This window comes from Chitinophaga solisilvae, from assembly GCF_009928525.1.
Lineage (GTDB): Bacteria > Bacteroidota > Bacteroidia > Chitinophagales > Chitinophagaceae > Chitinophaga > Chitinophaga solisilvae.
Map to the genome: position 1 here is coordinate 393788 of NZ_JAABOK010000007.1, position 14645 is coordinate 408432.

Here is a 14645-nt window from a genome sequence, read left to right on the forward strand (position 1 = left end):
AATCAGTTTAAATACCTGTTAGAAATTAATTTCCAGACCTGCATACCATTTGGTGCTGTACGGATATTTAATGCCGGAGATACCACGGTCATCTGCTTCCGGATCTATGCCGGAGAAGCGGGTGAGTGTCCAGAGGTTATCACCGCCAACGGATATACGCGCATTACCCAGGTGCATGCGGTTCAGCCATTCTTTGGGGAAGGTATAGCTGAGGTTCACATTTCTCAGACGCAGGTAGCTGCCGTCTTCCAGGTAGCGGGAAGACGGTTTGTTGGAATTGGTTCTGGAACCATTCGTCCATTTCGGATGCGTAGCCTGGTCTCCGGGTTTCTCCCAGCGGCTCCAGCCTTTGTACAGCTGCATGGCATTGTAGCCGGCATAGGCGCCGTCGCTGTCCATCAGTTCACGGGTGCCGTTGTATACTTTATTGCCGGAAACGAAAGACAGGAAGGCCGACAACTGGAAGTTCCTGTAGGAAAACACATTGCGCATACCGCCGAAGAATACAGGCGTGGCCGTACCTACTACCTGCAGCGTTGCTGCGCCATAGTTGTGGGTGGTATCTCTGGTAACATTGCCACTGGCGTCTGTTCCGTATTTATACCATACCGGAGAGCCGTCAGCGGGATCCACGTAGGCCCATTCCCTCATATAGAAGCTGCGCATATCCCTGCCTGTCTGCAGAATAAATCTGCTGTTAAGCGGATCGATGATAGATGTTTTACCGTTGCTCAGTTCTGTGATGTTGTTCTTATTGAACCCGATGTTGAAGTCTGTGCTCCATTTAAATCCGCCTGTGAGATTATCTGTACTGAGATTGATTTCGATACCCTTATTACGCACGGAGCCTACGTTCTGGGCGATGTAGTCGTAGCCGAAGGTGGCCGGCTGCGGTACGTTGAAGAGCAGATCCCGGTTATCTTTCTGGTAGAGTTCTACCGTCAGATTAATACGGTTAAACAATCCGATGTCGATACCCAGGTTGGCATTGTACGCCTTTTCCCAGGAAAGATCGGGGGCATTGTAAATGTTAGGATAGCCAACCGGACGGCCGTTGTACTGCACATCAATTTTATAGGCGCCGATAGCGGTGTAGTCGCCAATCTCTGCATTACCGGTAGTACCGTAGCTGGCGCGGATTTTCAGGTTGCTGATGGCTTTGATCTGTTTGATAAATGCTTCTTCTGAAACGGCCCAGGAAACACCGGCGGCATAGAAGTTACCATAGCGCTGATCCCGTCCGAATTTGGAAGAGCCGTCTCTTCTGAAGGAGGCGGTGAAATAGTATTTGTAATCGTAGTTATAGTTGGCCTGTACGAAGTAGGAGTTATACACGCTTTCTTTTCTGCTGCCGCCTGCTTTCACCGGTGTGGAAGTAACATCCAGCACATTGGTGCCGGGCAGCATGCCTTTACCTTTGGCATTCAGGTCGAGGAAGTTGTTACTCAGGAATTCAGCGCCCACGAGGCCGTCCACGTTATGTTTCTTATTGAACGTATACCTGGCTTTCAGGAGGTTGGAGCTGATGTAGGTAGAAGAGTCCTGGTTGTAGTTGGTCAGGTTGCCGAAATCATCGCCACCGGCGCTGGTTCTGGAATCGCCGTTCAAAGTTTCCTGACGGCGGTAATACTGGGCGCGGTTGGTAGTGCTGAAGGATAGCCACCGGGTAATATCGTATTCCAGTTTCACCAGCGCTTCCAGGTTCTGCCGGGTATTTTTGTCGTAATTGTATTGCTGGTCATACAGGAAATTGCTCTGATCGCGGTTATACCATTTATCGACAAATACCGGGTTGACGGGCTTTCCGGCAGCATCGTAAGGGTTATCCCAGGGAACGTTCAGGTAATACTGATACAGGGAGCCGTTGGAATTATCCTGGTCGCGCTGCTGCGTGCCTGCGAAGTTAGCGCTGAGCCGGAGTTTATCGTTGATGCTATGGTCAATGTTCAACCGCACGCTGTAACGCTCTACTCCGGTGCCTCTCAGGATACCATCTTCTTTATAGTAGTTACCGCCCAGGTAAAATTTGGTTTTTTCGTTACCACCGCTGACCGCCAGTTCGTAGTTCTGGTTGGTGGCGTTCTGAAAAGCCAGCTTCTGCCAGTTGGTGTTGATATCACGTTGTTCGGGATCCAGTTTGGCGCCGCTGGCTTTTTGCAGATCATACAGCTGCGTGCCGTTCATCAGGTGGAAGTTGCCCGTATTCAGGGAGGCGCCACCGATGTTGGTTCGGAAGCTGACCTGTGTTTTACCGGCCTTCCCGCGTTTGGTGGTGATAACCATAACGCCGTTGGCTGCACGTGCGCCGTAGAGCGTAGTAGCTGCCGCATCTTTCAGGATGGTAACCGTTTCAATATCGCTGGGATTGGGCAGCCCGCCGATGATACCGTCTACCACCACCAGCGGTGCATTACTGGCGGTGAGGGTACCGTTACCGCGTATACGAACAATTGGTGCAGCAGCAGGATCTCCGGAGCTGTTGCCCACAAATACGCCGCTCACCTTTCCCTGCAGCATCTTGTCCACGCTCGCTGCCTGTACATCTTTCAGCCTGGCGGCGCTGACAGACTGCGCTGCGCCGGTGAGGTTTTTGGTGGTGGTAGTAGTATACCCCATCACCACTACTTCTTCCAGCTTCTTTGTATCCGGTTCCAGCTTGATGTTTAGTTCCGTACGGGCGCCTACGGGCACTTTCTGGGAGATGTAGCCGATGAAGGAGAAGACGAGGACATTGTTTTCAGACGGCGCCTGCAGCGTGTACTTTCCGTTGGCGTCTGTTACTACGCCGATGGCAGTGCCTTCCACAGTCACCGTTACACCGGGCAATGGTTCATTGGTAACGGCATCTGTGATTCTGCCGGTAACTTTCACCGCCTGGTTGTTTACCGGAGTAATGACCACGAGGTTGTTTTCCAGTACGCGATAGGTAACGCTGGCACTGGAAAACATCATTCCCAGCACATCTCCTATCCTTTTATTTTTCACATCTATGCTGACGGTTCTGTTGAGGTCAGCAAAATTTTCATTATAAAAAAAGCGGTAGCTGCTGTTGTTTTCAATGAGCTTGAAAACATCGCGCACGCTTTTGTTTTCAGCATGGAGTTCGCTGATTTTGTCCTGCGCGAAGGTGGTGGCAGAAACCTGTAGAAAACCTCCGAAAATCAGTAACCCTGTTAATTTGGTCATAAGTAATAATTTTCGCCCGGGCCACGGAAATGCCGCCAGGTTTGAAGTGGATTTCATAAACTTGTGTAGATTTTAGTTAAACGAATAATTACGGTGCAGGCCCGTCGCAAAGGCTTACACCAACATGTGTTGTTCGTTGGATTGGGGTAAGTCGCATTACCCCAATTTTTTTCAGTTGTTCATACCGTTCATTAAATGTGTTTTTACAGGTTTAATAATGATGATGGCTATTTCGCGGCCTTCAGCGCGTTGGCATATTTCTCTTTCAGTATTTTATCGACGTTCAGTGTTACGGTTCCTCCTTCTATGCTATAAGATAATGGTGCTGTCAGTTTCAGGATATTGAGTATCTGTTCCAGTGTTTCCTGGCGGAAAGTGCCGCTGAAACGATATGCTTTCAGTTCTTCATCGTTGAATACCACGTTAACGTTGAATCTGCGTTCCATGGTTACAGCCAGTTCTTCCAGGGCCTGGCCGGCAACGATCCAGCTGCCGTCTTTCCAGGCTGTATATATTTCGGTATCGCTGATCTGTTTGCTCACCACCGGCTCCGGCATTGCAGGGTTTCCGGCCGGAGATGCTTTTCTGTTCACGCTTTCCGGCTTCCGGTATACTACGTTCTGATGAGGTTTCATCATCATATCGAAAGGAATGACGGCGCCGGAGCCATCAATTTTCACCGCGCCTTCCACCAGGGTGGTGACCACGTCTTTATCTTCCGGATAGGCTTTCACGTTAAAGGAGGTTCCCAGCGCCAGTATTTTCAGGTCTGCCGCCTTTACGGTAAAAGGTTTTCGGGGGTTGGTCTGCACTTTAAAAAAGGCTTCTCCTTCCAGTTGTACCTCCCGTGCCTGCATATTATAGCTGGCAGCGTATTGCAGGCGGCTGCCCGCATTGAGCCATACTTCGGTGCCATCCGCCAGTTCAATTCTGGTGGTAGCTCCTTTGGGGCTGGTAACGGTCACCATACCGGAGTTTCCGGTATTTTTACGGAAGGCCAGCCAGGAGAAAACGATACCACCGCCCAGCAGGAATGGCAGCGCCCAGGAGGCCGCCATACGCAGGAGAGGCTTCCAGCGGCGGATAGCAGGTGTAGCCAGCTGCCGCTGCAGCGTATGCCAGGCAGCTGCCTCATCATAGCCACGGGAAGTACCCGCTGCCAGCCATGCATCGCGCAGCTGCTGAAAATGTAACCGGTTGTCCGGCGACGCTTCCAGCCAGTGTTTCAGCTGTTCCTGTTCTTCCGGTGTAGCATTGCCGGAAAGAAAACATGCAATCAGATCATCTGCCTGTTCATTGAAATAGTTAGCCTCCATATACGTAAAACAGTAACTAAGACAATCGCCGGTATAGAACAGGGTGACAAGGCCGTAAAATTTTTTTTTCAGCAAGATGATTATTTCAGCAACGGGAGTAATTCGTCGCGCAATTTCCGGAGGGCGCGGGTCATCTGCGTTTTGACGGTATTAACGGAGATGCCCAGCTGGCGGGATATTTCGGGGTATGATAAGTCTTCAAAGCGGCTTAGCCGGAATATGTCCTGGCATTGGGGTGGCAGGCGGCGGATGGCAGCTTCGGCCATCAGCGCCAGTTGCGAATGCTCCAGTTTTTCTGCCGGTGAAGGTGTTGCGCCGGTATTCATAAGGGAGATCCTGTTCTCCAGCTGTTCCATCAGCTCGTGCCCGTAACGGCGGCGGATTTTATCCTGCCGGATGAAGTTGAGGCAGTTGTTCTGCACAGCGCGGTACAGGTATGCTTTTTCAGCAGTCATATCCAGCTCATCATAACGTTCCCATATCCGGAGAAAGGTGTCCTGTACAATTTCTTCGGCAAGGTCGTGGCGGTTCACAAAATTGTAGGCGAAGGCGCACAGCATATTGTAGTGCGCTTTGAATAACGCGTCAAAAGCTGGCGGGGTGCGTTTCTGATGGTTGATATTTAGACTTGCTTCCTCCAAAATGTTAAGTGTGGGATGCAGGCAATACCGGTGAGGGCATTATCCTGCAACATTGTTCACTGTAAACAAATATACTGTCAGGGCAAGATACTACAGTTAATATCAATAAAAAAAACGCGGATAAACTACCCGCGTTTTCCCGATTTTAAAATAATGTATTACATGCACAAACCGCCACAGGCGCTGATTGTCTGGCCGGTAACATATCCGCCCAGGTCGGATGCCAGGAACAGGCATACGTTGGCAATATCTTCCGGCGTACCAAAGCGGCCCAGGGGAATCTGCTGGATATAATTGCTGGCGCCCTCTCCTTCTTTCAGGTAGCTGGTCATATCTGTTTCAATGAAACCCGGAGCCACAGCGTTGCAACGGATGTTGCGGCTACCCATTTCCTGTGCAATGGATTTGGTGAATCCGATAATACCTGCTTTAGAAGCGGCATAGCTGCTCTGGCCGGCATTTCCCATGATCCCGATAACGGAGCTCATATTGATGATGCTGCCGGATTTGGCTTTCATCATCGGGCGGATAACATGTTTGGTCATGTTGTATACGCTCTTCAGGTTGATGTTCATCACATCATCCCATTGGTCAGGGCTCATACGCAACAGGAGGTTATCTTTGGAGATGCCTGCGTTGTTTACGCAGATATCAATTTTTCCGAATTCTTTCAGTACCTCATTTACCAACACTTCACATTCTTCAAATACACCTGCATTGGATTTATAGGCTTTCGCCTGTACGCCCAGTGCCCGGAGTTTATCTTCCAGGATCTTTGCCTTTTCATCGGAGCTTACATATGTGAATGCCACATTAGCTCCCTGTGCTGCAAATTTCAACGCAATCGCTTCTCCGATACCACGGCTGGCGCCTGTTACAATCGCTACTTTGTTCTCCAGTAATTTCATGTTATAGTTGATAGGTTTTAAGAGTTCATGGTAGCCGCAAAGCGCTGGATTTCCTCCAGGTAGTTGCGGTCATTATTCAGACGGGGGACCTTGTGCTGCCCTCCCAGCTTGCCTTTGCTTTTCAGGAATTCGCAGAATGCGCCTCTGGGCAATACATGTACTACCGGAGGTCTGAGCGCAATATCCTTATGTCTTTTGGCTTCATAATCCGAGTTGATGGATTTCAGTGTCTTATCCAATATGGTCACGAAGCTGTCCAGATTATCAGGTGCTGTTTCAAATTCTATCAGCCATTCATGCCCGCCGTTGCCCTGGTCGCTGAAATATACCGGCGCTGCGGTATAATCGTTGACAACCGCGCCGGTAGCCTCGCAGGCTTTGGCGATAGCGGTATCAGAATTTTCTACGATTACTTCTTCCCCGAAAGCGTTGATGAAGGATTTTGTTCTGCCGCTGATTTTAATGCGGTAAGGTAACAGGGAAGTGAACTGGATGGTGTCTCCCACCATGTAACGCCACAAGCCGCCGTTGGTACTGATGACAAGCGCGTAGTTCTTTCCTGTTTCCACTTCCTGCAGCTGCAGGGTACGCGGGTTTTCCTTACCCAGTTCCTCCATCGGCATGAATTCATAGAAGATGCCATGGTTCAGGAACAGCAGCAGGCCTTCTTCGCCAACAACATCCTGTGCGGCAAAGAAGCCTTCGGAGGCATTGTATGTTTCCTGGTAGTGCATCAGCGGCTTGCGGATCAGTTTGGAGAACTGGTCGCGGTATGGCGTAAAGCTCACCCCGCCATGCATATATAATTCCAGGTTAGGCCATACATCGGCCAGGTTATCTTTTCCGGTAAGTTCAAATATACGTTTGATCAGTACAATGGTCCAGGTAGGCACCCCTGCAATGGAGGTTACATTCTCGTGGATCACGGCGTTGGCCATACGTTCTATTTTCTCTTCCCATTCGTCCATGAGGGCTATTTCCAGGTCCGGTGTGCGGATCATGTTACCGTAAAACGGCATGTTCTGTAACATCACAGCGCTGAGGTCACCGCAGTAGGAATCGCTGTCTTCCGATAATTTATTCACCTGGTGGCTTCCCCCGATAATCAGGGATTTACCGGTAAATACGTCGGAGTCCGGGAAATTATTGTAATAGAGTGAAATAACATCCCGGCCGGAGCGGTAGTGGCATTCATCCAGGCTTTCTACGGTTACCGGAATGAATTTGCTTTTATCGGCAGTGGTACCGCTGGATTTGGCGAACCACTTGATGGGCGTGTTCCACAGCACGTTCTGCTGGCCTTCCATCGTACGCTGTATATACGGTTTGATAGTATCATAGGTATGTACAGGTACCCTTTCTTTATATTCTTCGATTTTATAAATCTTTGAGAAGCCGTACTGTTTGCCGAACTCCGTATACTGGGCGGCACTGATAAGGTTTTGGAATACCTGCTGCTGCACCTGCACGGGATACTGCATAAAGTATGCAATGCGCCCCATGCGCAATCTTGCGAGTTGTGATATTGCAGGACTTAAAATTCTCATATAGGATGCTGTAGAATGTTTTTATTGTTTAGCTGCTTCGTCCAGGTAATTCTTCCTGCGCAGAATAAAATTCTGGCCAAGATACACTTTTCTTACCTGTTCATCTTCTGCCAGTTCTTCCGCAGAACCGGATTTCAGAATTTTACCTTCAAACAATAAATAGGCCCTGTCGGTGATAGACAAGGTTTCCTGTACGTTATGGTCAGTTATCAGAATGCCGATATTCTTGTATTTCAGCTTGGCTACGATAGATTGAATGTCTTCCACGGCAATAGGGTCAATACCGGCAAAGGGTTCATCCAGCAGGATGAATTTCGGGTCTACGGCCAGGGCGCGGGCAATTTCGGTACGGCGGCGTTCTCCGCCACTCAGTACATCACCCGGACTTTTGCGCACGTGCTGCAGGCGGAATTCGCTCAGCAGCGATTCCAGCTTCTCTTTTTGTTCTGCTTTTTTCAGATCGGTCATCTCCAGTACTGCAGCAATATTGTCTTCCACACTCAGCTTCCGGAATACGGAGGCTTCCTGTGGCAGATAACCAATACCCATTTTAGCCCGCTTGTACATGGGCAATTTGGTAATATTCAGGTCATCCAGGTACACATTGCCCTCATCTGGCTTAATCAGCCCTACTACCATGTAAAAGGAGGTGGTTTTACCAGCCCCGTTAGGGCCCAGCAGCCCTACTATCTCTCCCTGAGATACTTCAACAGATACATGGTTTACCACCGTTCTGTTACCGTAACGCTTTACCAGCTGGTCTGTATGTATTCTTAATGCCATATGATCAAACTTAGCAAAATTAAACAATTCATTCACTTGGCCTAGTTATAGTTCTCCTAAGATGAAAAATGTGTGATATTGATTCCCGGATATAGTATTTTTGCCCGCGTATTTTAGCAGGAATCAGGTTTAACCAGACAACCTACATTCCACAAAGCTTATAACTTTATGAAAGTAACAGAACATATCGCCCAGGCCAAGGATACATTGATTTCCTTTGAAATCCTTCCCCCGCTTAAAGGTAAGAGCATCGAATCTATCTACGATCACCTGGATCCGCTGATGGCTTTCAATCCTGCTTTTATTAACGTAACCTACCACCGCAGTGAGCATATGTTTAAAAAGAAGGCTGACGGCGCCTTTGAAAAGGTGGAAATCCGTAAACGCCCCGGTACAGTAGGCATCTGCGCAGCCATCATGAACCATTACAATGTTGATGCCGTTCCTCACCTGATCTGTGGCGGGTTTAGCCGCGAGGAAACCGAAAACGCCCTGATAGACCTGAACTTCCTCGGTATTGATAACGTATTGGTACTGAGAGGTGATGCGCCTAAAAACGAAACCTTCTTTGAACCCGACCCGCACGGGCACAGCTATGCCAGCGAACTGCTGGACCAGGTAGTAAGTATGAACAACGGCGTTTACCTGGAAGACGACCTGCAAAGCGGCGTAAAAACCAATTTCTGCATCGGTGTGGCCGGTTACCCGGAAAAGCATTTCGAAGCCCCGAATATGCAGACCGATATGAGCCATCTGAAACGCAAAGTGGAAAACGGCGCCGATTACATCGTTACCCAGATGTTCTTTGATAACCAGAAATTCTTTGATTTTGTAAATAAATGCCGGGAGATGGGTATCACCGTTCCTATTATTCCGGGATTGAAACCGCTGACCTCCAAGAAACAGATGACTATTCTGCCGCGGATCTTCCATGTAGACCTTCCTACGGATCTCTCCAACGAGATTATGAAATGCAAGACGGATAAGGATGTGGAACTGGTAGGTACAGAGTGGCTCATTAACCAGTCAAAAGAGCTGAAAGCGTTCGGTGTGCCGGTACTGCACTACTATACCCTGGGCAAGCCACAGGTGATACGTAAAGCGGTAGAGGCTATTGTATAAGGATTACCCGCCTGTATATAAAAAACAAAGGGAATGACAAAAGTCTTTCCCTTTTTTGCTTTTCTTTCATATAAATGCCATCACGTAGATACGTACTGGCATATCCCTATAACTGTCACACATTTAAATTAACTGTCCAATGATCATTGCCTCCTTCGGGAGGCAACTTTCTGTAAATAAGACGCGTTATCTGAAGAAGACCCCTATTCCTTTTAAAAAAAATAAAAAAGACCGCCTTTTGAGCGGTCTTTTCCCGTGTTATCCGGTTAATAATGAAGTAATTAGTTATTTACCACCGAACATGTAACCAACGGAGATACCGAAGGATTTGTTCTTGTAGGAGGCTTTATCTTCTACTGCACCGTTGGTTAAACCCAGGCTGTAGTTAGCAGTGAAGAACAGACCAAATTTCAGTTCGTAGCCGATCATTACGTTAGCGCCGGCATCAAAACCTTTGTAGTGGTCATTTTTAAAGTATTCTTTTTCTTCTTCAGCAGTAGCAGTTTCAGATAATTTCTTCCCGTCGAATTTAATTTTTCTGTTGGAGAAGTAATCATCCATGCCAGGCAGGTCACCGATAGGGCCTAAACCTGCGAACTTAACCTTACCGCCGATACCATAGGCAAAGTAAGGTCCTACGCCACCAAAGATTTTACCTGAACCCAGGTTAGCCCTGTACAGGAAGTTAACAGGTACTTCGATGTAGCTCATTTTAGAGGTCATGGTAACAGTCTGGGAACCGGGGCCATCAAATGGTTCTTCAAATTTGAAACCTTTCTGGCTGTAGATTAAACCAGGCTGCAGGGAGAAGTTTTCAGCCAGGGAGATATCTGCGATACCTCCAATGTGGAAGCCTGTGGCTGATTTCAGACCTTCAACTTTTTTGTCATCAGCTTTGGCGGTCGCTCCGGAAAGGTTCAGACCAGCTTTTACACCAAATTTTACCTGTGCAAAAGTGGACATGGATCCTACCAGTGCTACGGCGATTAACAGAACGCTCTTTTTCATAGAAAGGAATTATTAAATATATTTTTCGCAAATATATATTAATTACATAATGCCTAAAAGGTAAATTCAGTGAAAGTTATCGAGAAATAAAAAAAGCTCTTCCGATTGGGAAGGGCTTTTTTTATGCATATATTTAAGTAGTATTATTACCAGTCTTCCCGGTTCAGCAACACGCCTATATTAATACCGAAGTACCTGTTTTTCAGTGCGGCATCAGCCCGGTCTATATCCATCATCCCCAGGCTGTAGTTAACGCCTACTGTTACATAGCAGTTAAACTCTATGCCGGCAGTAGCATTCAAACCGGCATCCCAGCGCTGCAATCTGAAACTGGTGGTAAACACATTGGGATCTTTTTTGAAATCCACTCGCTGGGAGCTGTTCTGTACTTCCTTACCATCGCTATATATAGCCAGGTCATAATCTCCGCGAACGCAGTAAGCGGCATAAGGTCCGGCGCCTATTACCAGTTTACCGATACCGATAGGTACTTTATAAACCAGGTTTACAGGCAGTTCCAGGTATTTCAGCTTTATAGCAGTGGCTCCGGGAACAAAAATATTGGAAGGCTGGCCTGCGGTAGTCTCCAGTTTCGTGCCCTTTGTAATGTAGCTCAATCCGGGCTGCAGATGCAGGTTCTTAAGTAATGGCACATTCAGGTAGAATCCTGCCTGCCATCCGTCCAGTGAATTAGTATTCACTCGATTGCTACCGTTGCCGGATTGTTTAAAATCCGTCCAGGAGTTAACATATCCGCCACGTAACCCCAGGCTCACCTGGGCATTGGCTGTGGTAACGGCCATAAAAGCCACTACACACGTAAACGTAAAAAATTTCATCTATACCGCAATAAGGGGATTAAAAGAACACAGTCATTATAAAGTTGGAACGTAAAAACTCCCGCTCTTATTAATTTTCAAGGTTACTAACGGCAAAATTAATTAAAAGGTTTTGTAAATCATAAAAAAGGGCCGCCGGTATAGCCCGGCAGCCCTTTAAGAAATTGTTATTGCGGTGTATTCAGTGAATTATCTGCCACTGAATTTATATCCAACGGAAACGCCAAAGGAAGTGTTTTTGAATTTCCTGTCGTTGTTGGTATTATCAAATGCGTTTACCATTCCGAGGTCGGCATTAAGACCAAAGTAAAGGCCCATAGGCATTTCATAGCCAATAGCCAGGTTACCGCCGGCGTCAAAACGTTTCAGTTTCAGTAAGGCAGTGGCTTCATCATCGAAGGCTTTCCTTTCGCCTACCAGCGGAATATCCTTGTATTTACCGCTTACGCCGTAAGCGATGTAAGGACCTACCGCCAGTACCAGCCTGCCGCTACCTACTTCCGGTTTAAACATAAAGTTGATAGGCAGCTGTAAATACCCCAGTGATACTTTCATATCGGTATTCTTGAATTTACCGCCTTTGCCGGAATACAGTAATCCGGTTCCGATGTAAAATTCATCTGCCAGCGGAATGTCAACAGTAACACCCGCTCTGATGCTGGTTAAAATTTTGCTGGTTTCCTTTCCGTTCGATGTGAAATTTTTGGTTGCCACGCTGGAGAACTGAGGACCTGCAACAATACCCCATTTGGCCTGGCCAAAAGTAACACCGGCTATAAGTATAGCCGCCATCGATAATAGTACCTTTTTCATTTTGTGATATGTATTTGGTAATTGGTTAAAAGTGGCGTCAACAGGCGGGTGACGCCACTTTTATACTTTTCTGGATTGCTAACTATGAAGTAGCCTGTATTTTTTGCTTGCCTTGTATTACAAAATCAGGAGGTTATTTGTTGTGTACAGTTGCTATTTTCCACCAAACAGATAACCAACGGATACGCTGAATACGCGGTTCTTATTCTTTTCGTCTGTGCTGCTGCTCTGGCCGGAATATACTTTTGAAAATCCGATACCATACTGCGCACTTACCAGGAAATTGCTGATTTCAGCACCTACCTGTACGTTACCACCCCAGTCAAATCTTTTCCATTTACCGGGAGCGGAATTGTTGTTGGAATTGAACGGGGTGTCGTCATCCCATTTAATACTTGTGGAAGTAGTGGTGGTTACACCCGCCAGCAATACTTCTTTCTTATTTTTCCCAGCTACCCCAAAGGCAAAGTAAGGACCAATACCACCAAACAGTTTCACCGTAGGTCCGATTGGAATTTTACCCACAAAGTTCAGGGGAATTTCAATGTAGGACGGTGTTACGCTGTACTTGATGAAAGGTGTGGTGGTGGAGTTGTTTTTGTCTCCTGATTCAATCTTACTACCTTTTGTGCTGTAAAATACTCCTGGTTGGAAGGATAGGATCTTGGGCACCAACGGCAGGTCGGCAATCACGCCTGCGTTGAAACCTGATAAACTTCGGCTGTCTTTGGTTCCTCCTGAGTTATCCGTTGTAATATTGGAAAGATTCCAACCGGCTTTTATACCCACTCGGGCCTGTGACATAGCTGCAAAGGAAATGCACATCGCAGCAATTGATAACAGAATCGTCTTCTTTGTCATAACCTTTAAGTTTTTTGGTCCGATACCAGAAACCCAAAGAGTATGCCAAAAGAATGTTAAAACGCCGCAACTTATTGATTACCATCCGCCGTTGAGGATGGTATTCTACATTCCACACCGCATATACTACAGTCTGGCTGCCGCATTTTTACCGGCGGACCGGTCTATAAATTCGTTGAGCTGTTCTACAGCCAGCCGTTTGGCCACTATTTTCTTCTTTTCATCCAGCAGGTATACTACCGGTGTGCTGTATACATCATACAGGCGGCGGTAATTGCTGGCAGGTTCCGGATCGGAAGCGTGGATCCAGCCGTTGAGTTTATGTTCTTTAATAAAGCTGAGCCACTCTTCGCGGGTACCTTCTGTTTTAACCCCGATCATAGCCACGCCCTTATTTTTCCAGCTGGCTTTATAGGCAGAGTCCAGGCGGGGAACTTCTGTTTTACAATGGCCGCAGGTAGGGTCCCAGAATACAAGTACCGTGAATTTAGCCTGGGTTTTATAGAGAGAAACGGGTCTGGAGGCAGTATCCTTTAATTCCAGCGGGGCGGCCTGCTGCCCGATGAGGTTCGGGGCAAGCGTATAAGCCCTGTTGACAATCTTGTTCAGTTGTTCGGCATTGAGCCAGAAGGCTTCTCCCGGAACGTAGTATTTCTCTACCAGGTGCACAAAAACGCCGTCCATGCCCATGTAGGGAGAGCTTTCATAATTATAGGTCAGCCACCACAACACATATTTGAAGGTTTCCTTGCTTTTCCGGGTCATGGCGATGAGGGCATCGCAGTCGGCATTGATAGAGTCCGGCATATTTACGACCAGCTGGGAGAAATACTTTTTCAACTTGCCTTCCAGCACAGGGGTTCTTACCAGGCGATCGCTGGCGAGATCCACTTCGTCCCAGTAGTGAGCCTTGAAATACCGGTATGCAAAGGAAGAGTCTTCACCCGTGGGTTTCTGCGGAATTTCCGGTTCCTTCATGGCCTTGAAAATAGTGGCCAGCAGGGTACCGGGGTGTTTGGTTATCAGATCGTTACGGTATTCCTGTACTTTTTTCCCCAACGCCTGCTGCTGCGGCGCTATGCTGGCGGAATCGGCAGCCGTATGCGCGTTTTTCAGCTGTTCAGTGATGGCAGCAGCCTGAGATTCGAGCTGGTAGATAAATTTATTATAGGCTAAAAACAGGTCATTGTCGGCCGAATTTTTATATACCGTTTTATTGACCAGGTCAGTAGTATCGATGGTTACGGCAAACACCTGCTGCTTATCGATCAGGGTTTCCAGGTATTTCTGTTTACCGGGCAGTACAATGAGGTAAATACCGGGCAGCAGCGGGGTTTTGCCTTTCAGCACCGCTTCTCCTGCAGCATTCACTTCGGTGGAATCGGCCAGATAGGTGGTCCGGCCCATGTAATTGGCCAGGAACAGCTTTCCGCTGGTATAGTTTTTCAGCTTAACCGTAAGCTGGTAGCCCTGCGCATGCAGGTGTAACTGGATAGTGAGCGCTGCCAGGAGCAGGAAAAATATCTTACGCATAGGATTTGATGGCAATATGTAAAAATACGGGGAAAAAAGGTAAATGCTATATCCTTTTAAGATTAACGATTCACTAAATCCAGTTACC

The 14645-nt window shown here is 47.6% G+C and carries 12 protein-coding genes; 1 reads left to right on the top strand and 11 read right to left on the bottom strand.

Features of this window, described 5'->3' with window-relative positions; all coding sequences use genetic code 11:
* Window positions 1-18: 18 nt before the first annotated feature.
* The 6 genes from GWG06_RS17220 to lptB all read right to left on the bottom strand — a co-directional run bounded on the left by GWG06_RS17220 (window position 19) and on the right by lptB (window position 8381).
* The gene (locus GWG06_RS17220; protein WP_202183042.1) at window positions 19-3186 is read right to left on the bottom strand and encodes a TonB-dependent receptor; all 3168 of its coding nucleotides are present in this window, start codon (window positions 3184-3186) and stop codon (window positions 19-21) included.
* A gap of 227 nt (window positions 3187-3413) precedes the next feature.
* A complete protein-coding gene (locus GWG06_RS17225; protein WP_160714643.1) occupies window positions 3414-4577 on the bottom strand; it encodes a FecR family protein in 1164 nt (387 codons plus the stop codon).
* 5 nt (window positions 4578-4582) lie between these two features.
* Window positions 4583-5143 (bottom strand): RNA polymerase sigma-70 factor, encoded by a 561-nt coding sequence (locus GWG06_RS17230; protein WP_127043343.1) that lies wholly within the window; start codon window positions 5141-5143, stop codon window positions 4583-4585.
* Window positions 5144-5301: 158 nt separating this feature from the next.
* Window positions 5302-6051 (bottom strand): 3-oxoacyl-[acyl-carrier-protein] reductase, encoded by a 750-nt coding sequence (gene fabG, locus GWG06_RS17235; protein ID WP_127043342.1) that lies wholly within the window; start codon window positions 6049-6051, stop codon window positions 5302-5304.
* A 17-nt stretch (window positions 6052-6068) separates the two neighbouring features.
* Window positions 6069-7553, bottom strand: a complete 1485-nt coding sequence (locus tag GWG06_RS17240; RefSeq protein ID WP_235938394.1) for a GH3 auxin-responsive promoter family protein — start codon at window positions 7551-7553, stop codon at window positions 6069-6071.
* Between the two features lie 66 nt (window positions 7554-7619).
* A complete protein-coding gene (gene lptB / locus GWG06_RS17245) occupies window positions 7620-8381 on the bottom strand; it encodes an LPS export ABC transporter ATP-binding protein (protein ID WP_127043340.1) in 762 nt (253 codons plus the stop codon).
* Between the two features lie 168 nt (window positions 8382-8549).
* Here lptB and metF point away from each other — a divergent pair, with 168 nt between their 5' ends.
* Complete coding sequence (gene metF, locus GWG06_RS17250; protein ID WP_127043339.1) at window positions 8550-9503, top strand: methylenetetrahydrofolate reductase [NAD(P)H]; 954 nt, start codon at window positions 8550-8552, stop codon at window positions 9501-9503.
* Between the two features lie 285 nt (window positions 9504-9788).
* Here metF and GWG06_RS17255 read toward each other — a convergent pair whose 3' ends face one another.
* From GWG06_RS17255 to GWG06_RS17275, 5 genes are all read right to left on the bottom strand, one after another.
* Entirely contained in the window at window positions 9789-10511 is a 723-nt protein-coding gene (locus GWG06_RS17255; RefSeq protein WP_127043338.1) for a porin family protein, read from the bottom strand.
* A gap of 146 nt (window positions 10512-10657) precedes the next feature.
* Window positions 10658-11350, bottom strand: coding sequence for a porin family protein (locus GWG06_RS17260; RefSeq protein WP_160714645.1), 693 nt, complete (start codon window positions 11348-11350; stop codon window positions 10658-10660).
* A 189-nt stretch (window positions 11351-11539) separates the two neighbouring features.
* Window positions 11540-12163 carry an outer membrane beta-barrel protein gene (locus GWG06_RS17265; protein ID WP_127041061.1) on the bottom strand — a complete coding sequence of 208 codons (624 nt, stop codon included), beginning with the start codon at window positions 12161-12163 and terminating at the stop codon, window positions 11540-11542.
* A gap of 153 nt (window positions 12164-12316) precedes the next feature.
* The gene (locus GWG06_RS17270) at window positions 12317-13024 is read right to left on the bottom strand and encodes a porin family protein (protein ID WP_160714647.1); all 708 of its coding nucleotides are present in this window, start codon (window positions 13022-13024) and stop codon (window positions 12317-12319) included.
* A gap of 126 nt (window positions 13025-13150) precedes the next feature.
* The gene (locus GWG06_RS17275; RefSeq protein ID WP_160714649.1) at window positions 13151-14557 is read right to left on the bottom strand and encodes a TlpA family protein disulfide reductase; all 1407 of its coding nucleotides are present in this window, start codon (window positions 14555-14557) and stop codon (window positions 13151-13153) included.
* Window positions 14558-14645: the final 88 nt, after the last annotated feature.

Coding starts and splice junctions, on each gene's coding strand:
- GWG06_RS17255 (WP_127043338.1), bottom strand. CDS start 10,511: ATGAAAAAGAGCGTTCTGTTAATCGCCGTAGCACTGGTAGGATCCATG.
- GWG06_RS17270 (WP_160714647.1), bottom strand. CDS start 13,024: ATGACAAAGAAGACGATTCTGTTATCAATTGCTGCGATGTGCATTTCC.
- GWG06_RS17275 (WP_160714649.1), bottom strand. CDS start 14,557: ATGCGTAAGATATTTTTCCTGCTCCTGGCAGCGCTCACTATCCAGTTA.
- GWG06_RS17265 (WP_127041061.1), bottom strand. CDS start 12,163: ATGAAAAAGGTACTATTATCGATGGCGGCTATACTTATAGCCGGTGTT.
- fabG (WP_127043342.1), bottom strand. CDS start 6,051: ATGAAATTACTGGAGAACAAAGTAGCGATTGTAACAGGCGCCAGCCGT.
- GWG06_RS17220 (WP_202183042.1), bottom strand. CDS start 3,186: ATGACCAAATTAACAGGGTTACTGATTTTCGGAGGTTTTCTACAGGTT.
- lptB (WP_127043340.1), bottom strand. CDS start 8,381: ATGGCATTAAGAATACATACAGACCAGCTGGTAAAGCGTTACGGTAAC.
- GWG06_RS17260 (WP_160714645.1), bottom strand. CDS start 11,350: ATGAAATTTTTTACGTTTACGTGTGTAGTGGCTTTTATGGCCGTTACC.
- metF (WP_127043339.1), top strand. CDS start 8,550: ATGAAAGTAACAGAACATATCGCCCAGGCCAAGGATACATTGATTTCC.
- GWG06_RS17240 (WP_235938394.1), bottom strand. CDS start 7,553: ATGGGGCGCATTGCATACTTTATGCAGTATCCCGTGCAGGTGCAGCAG.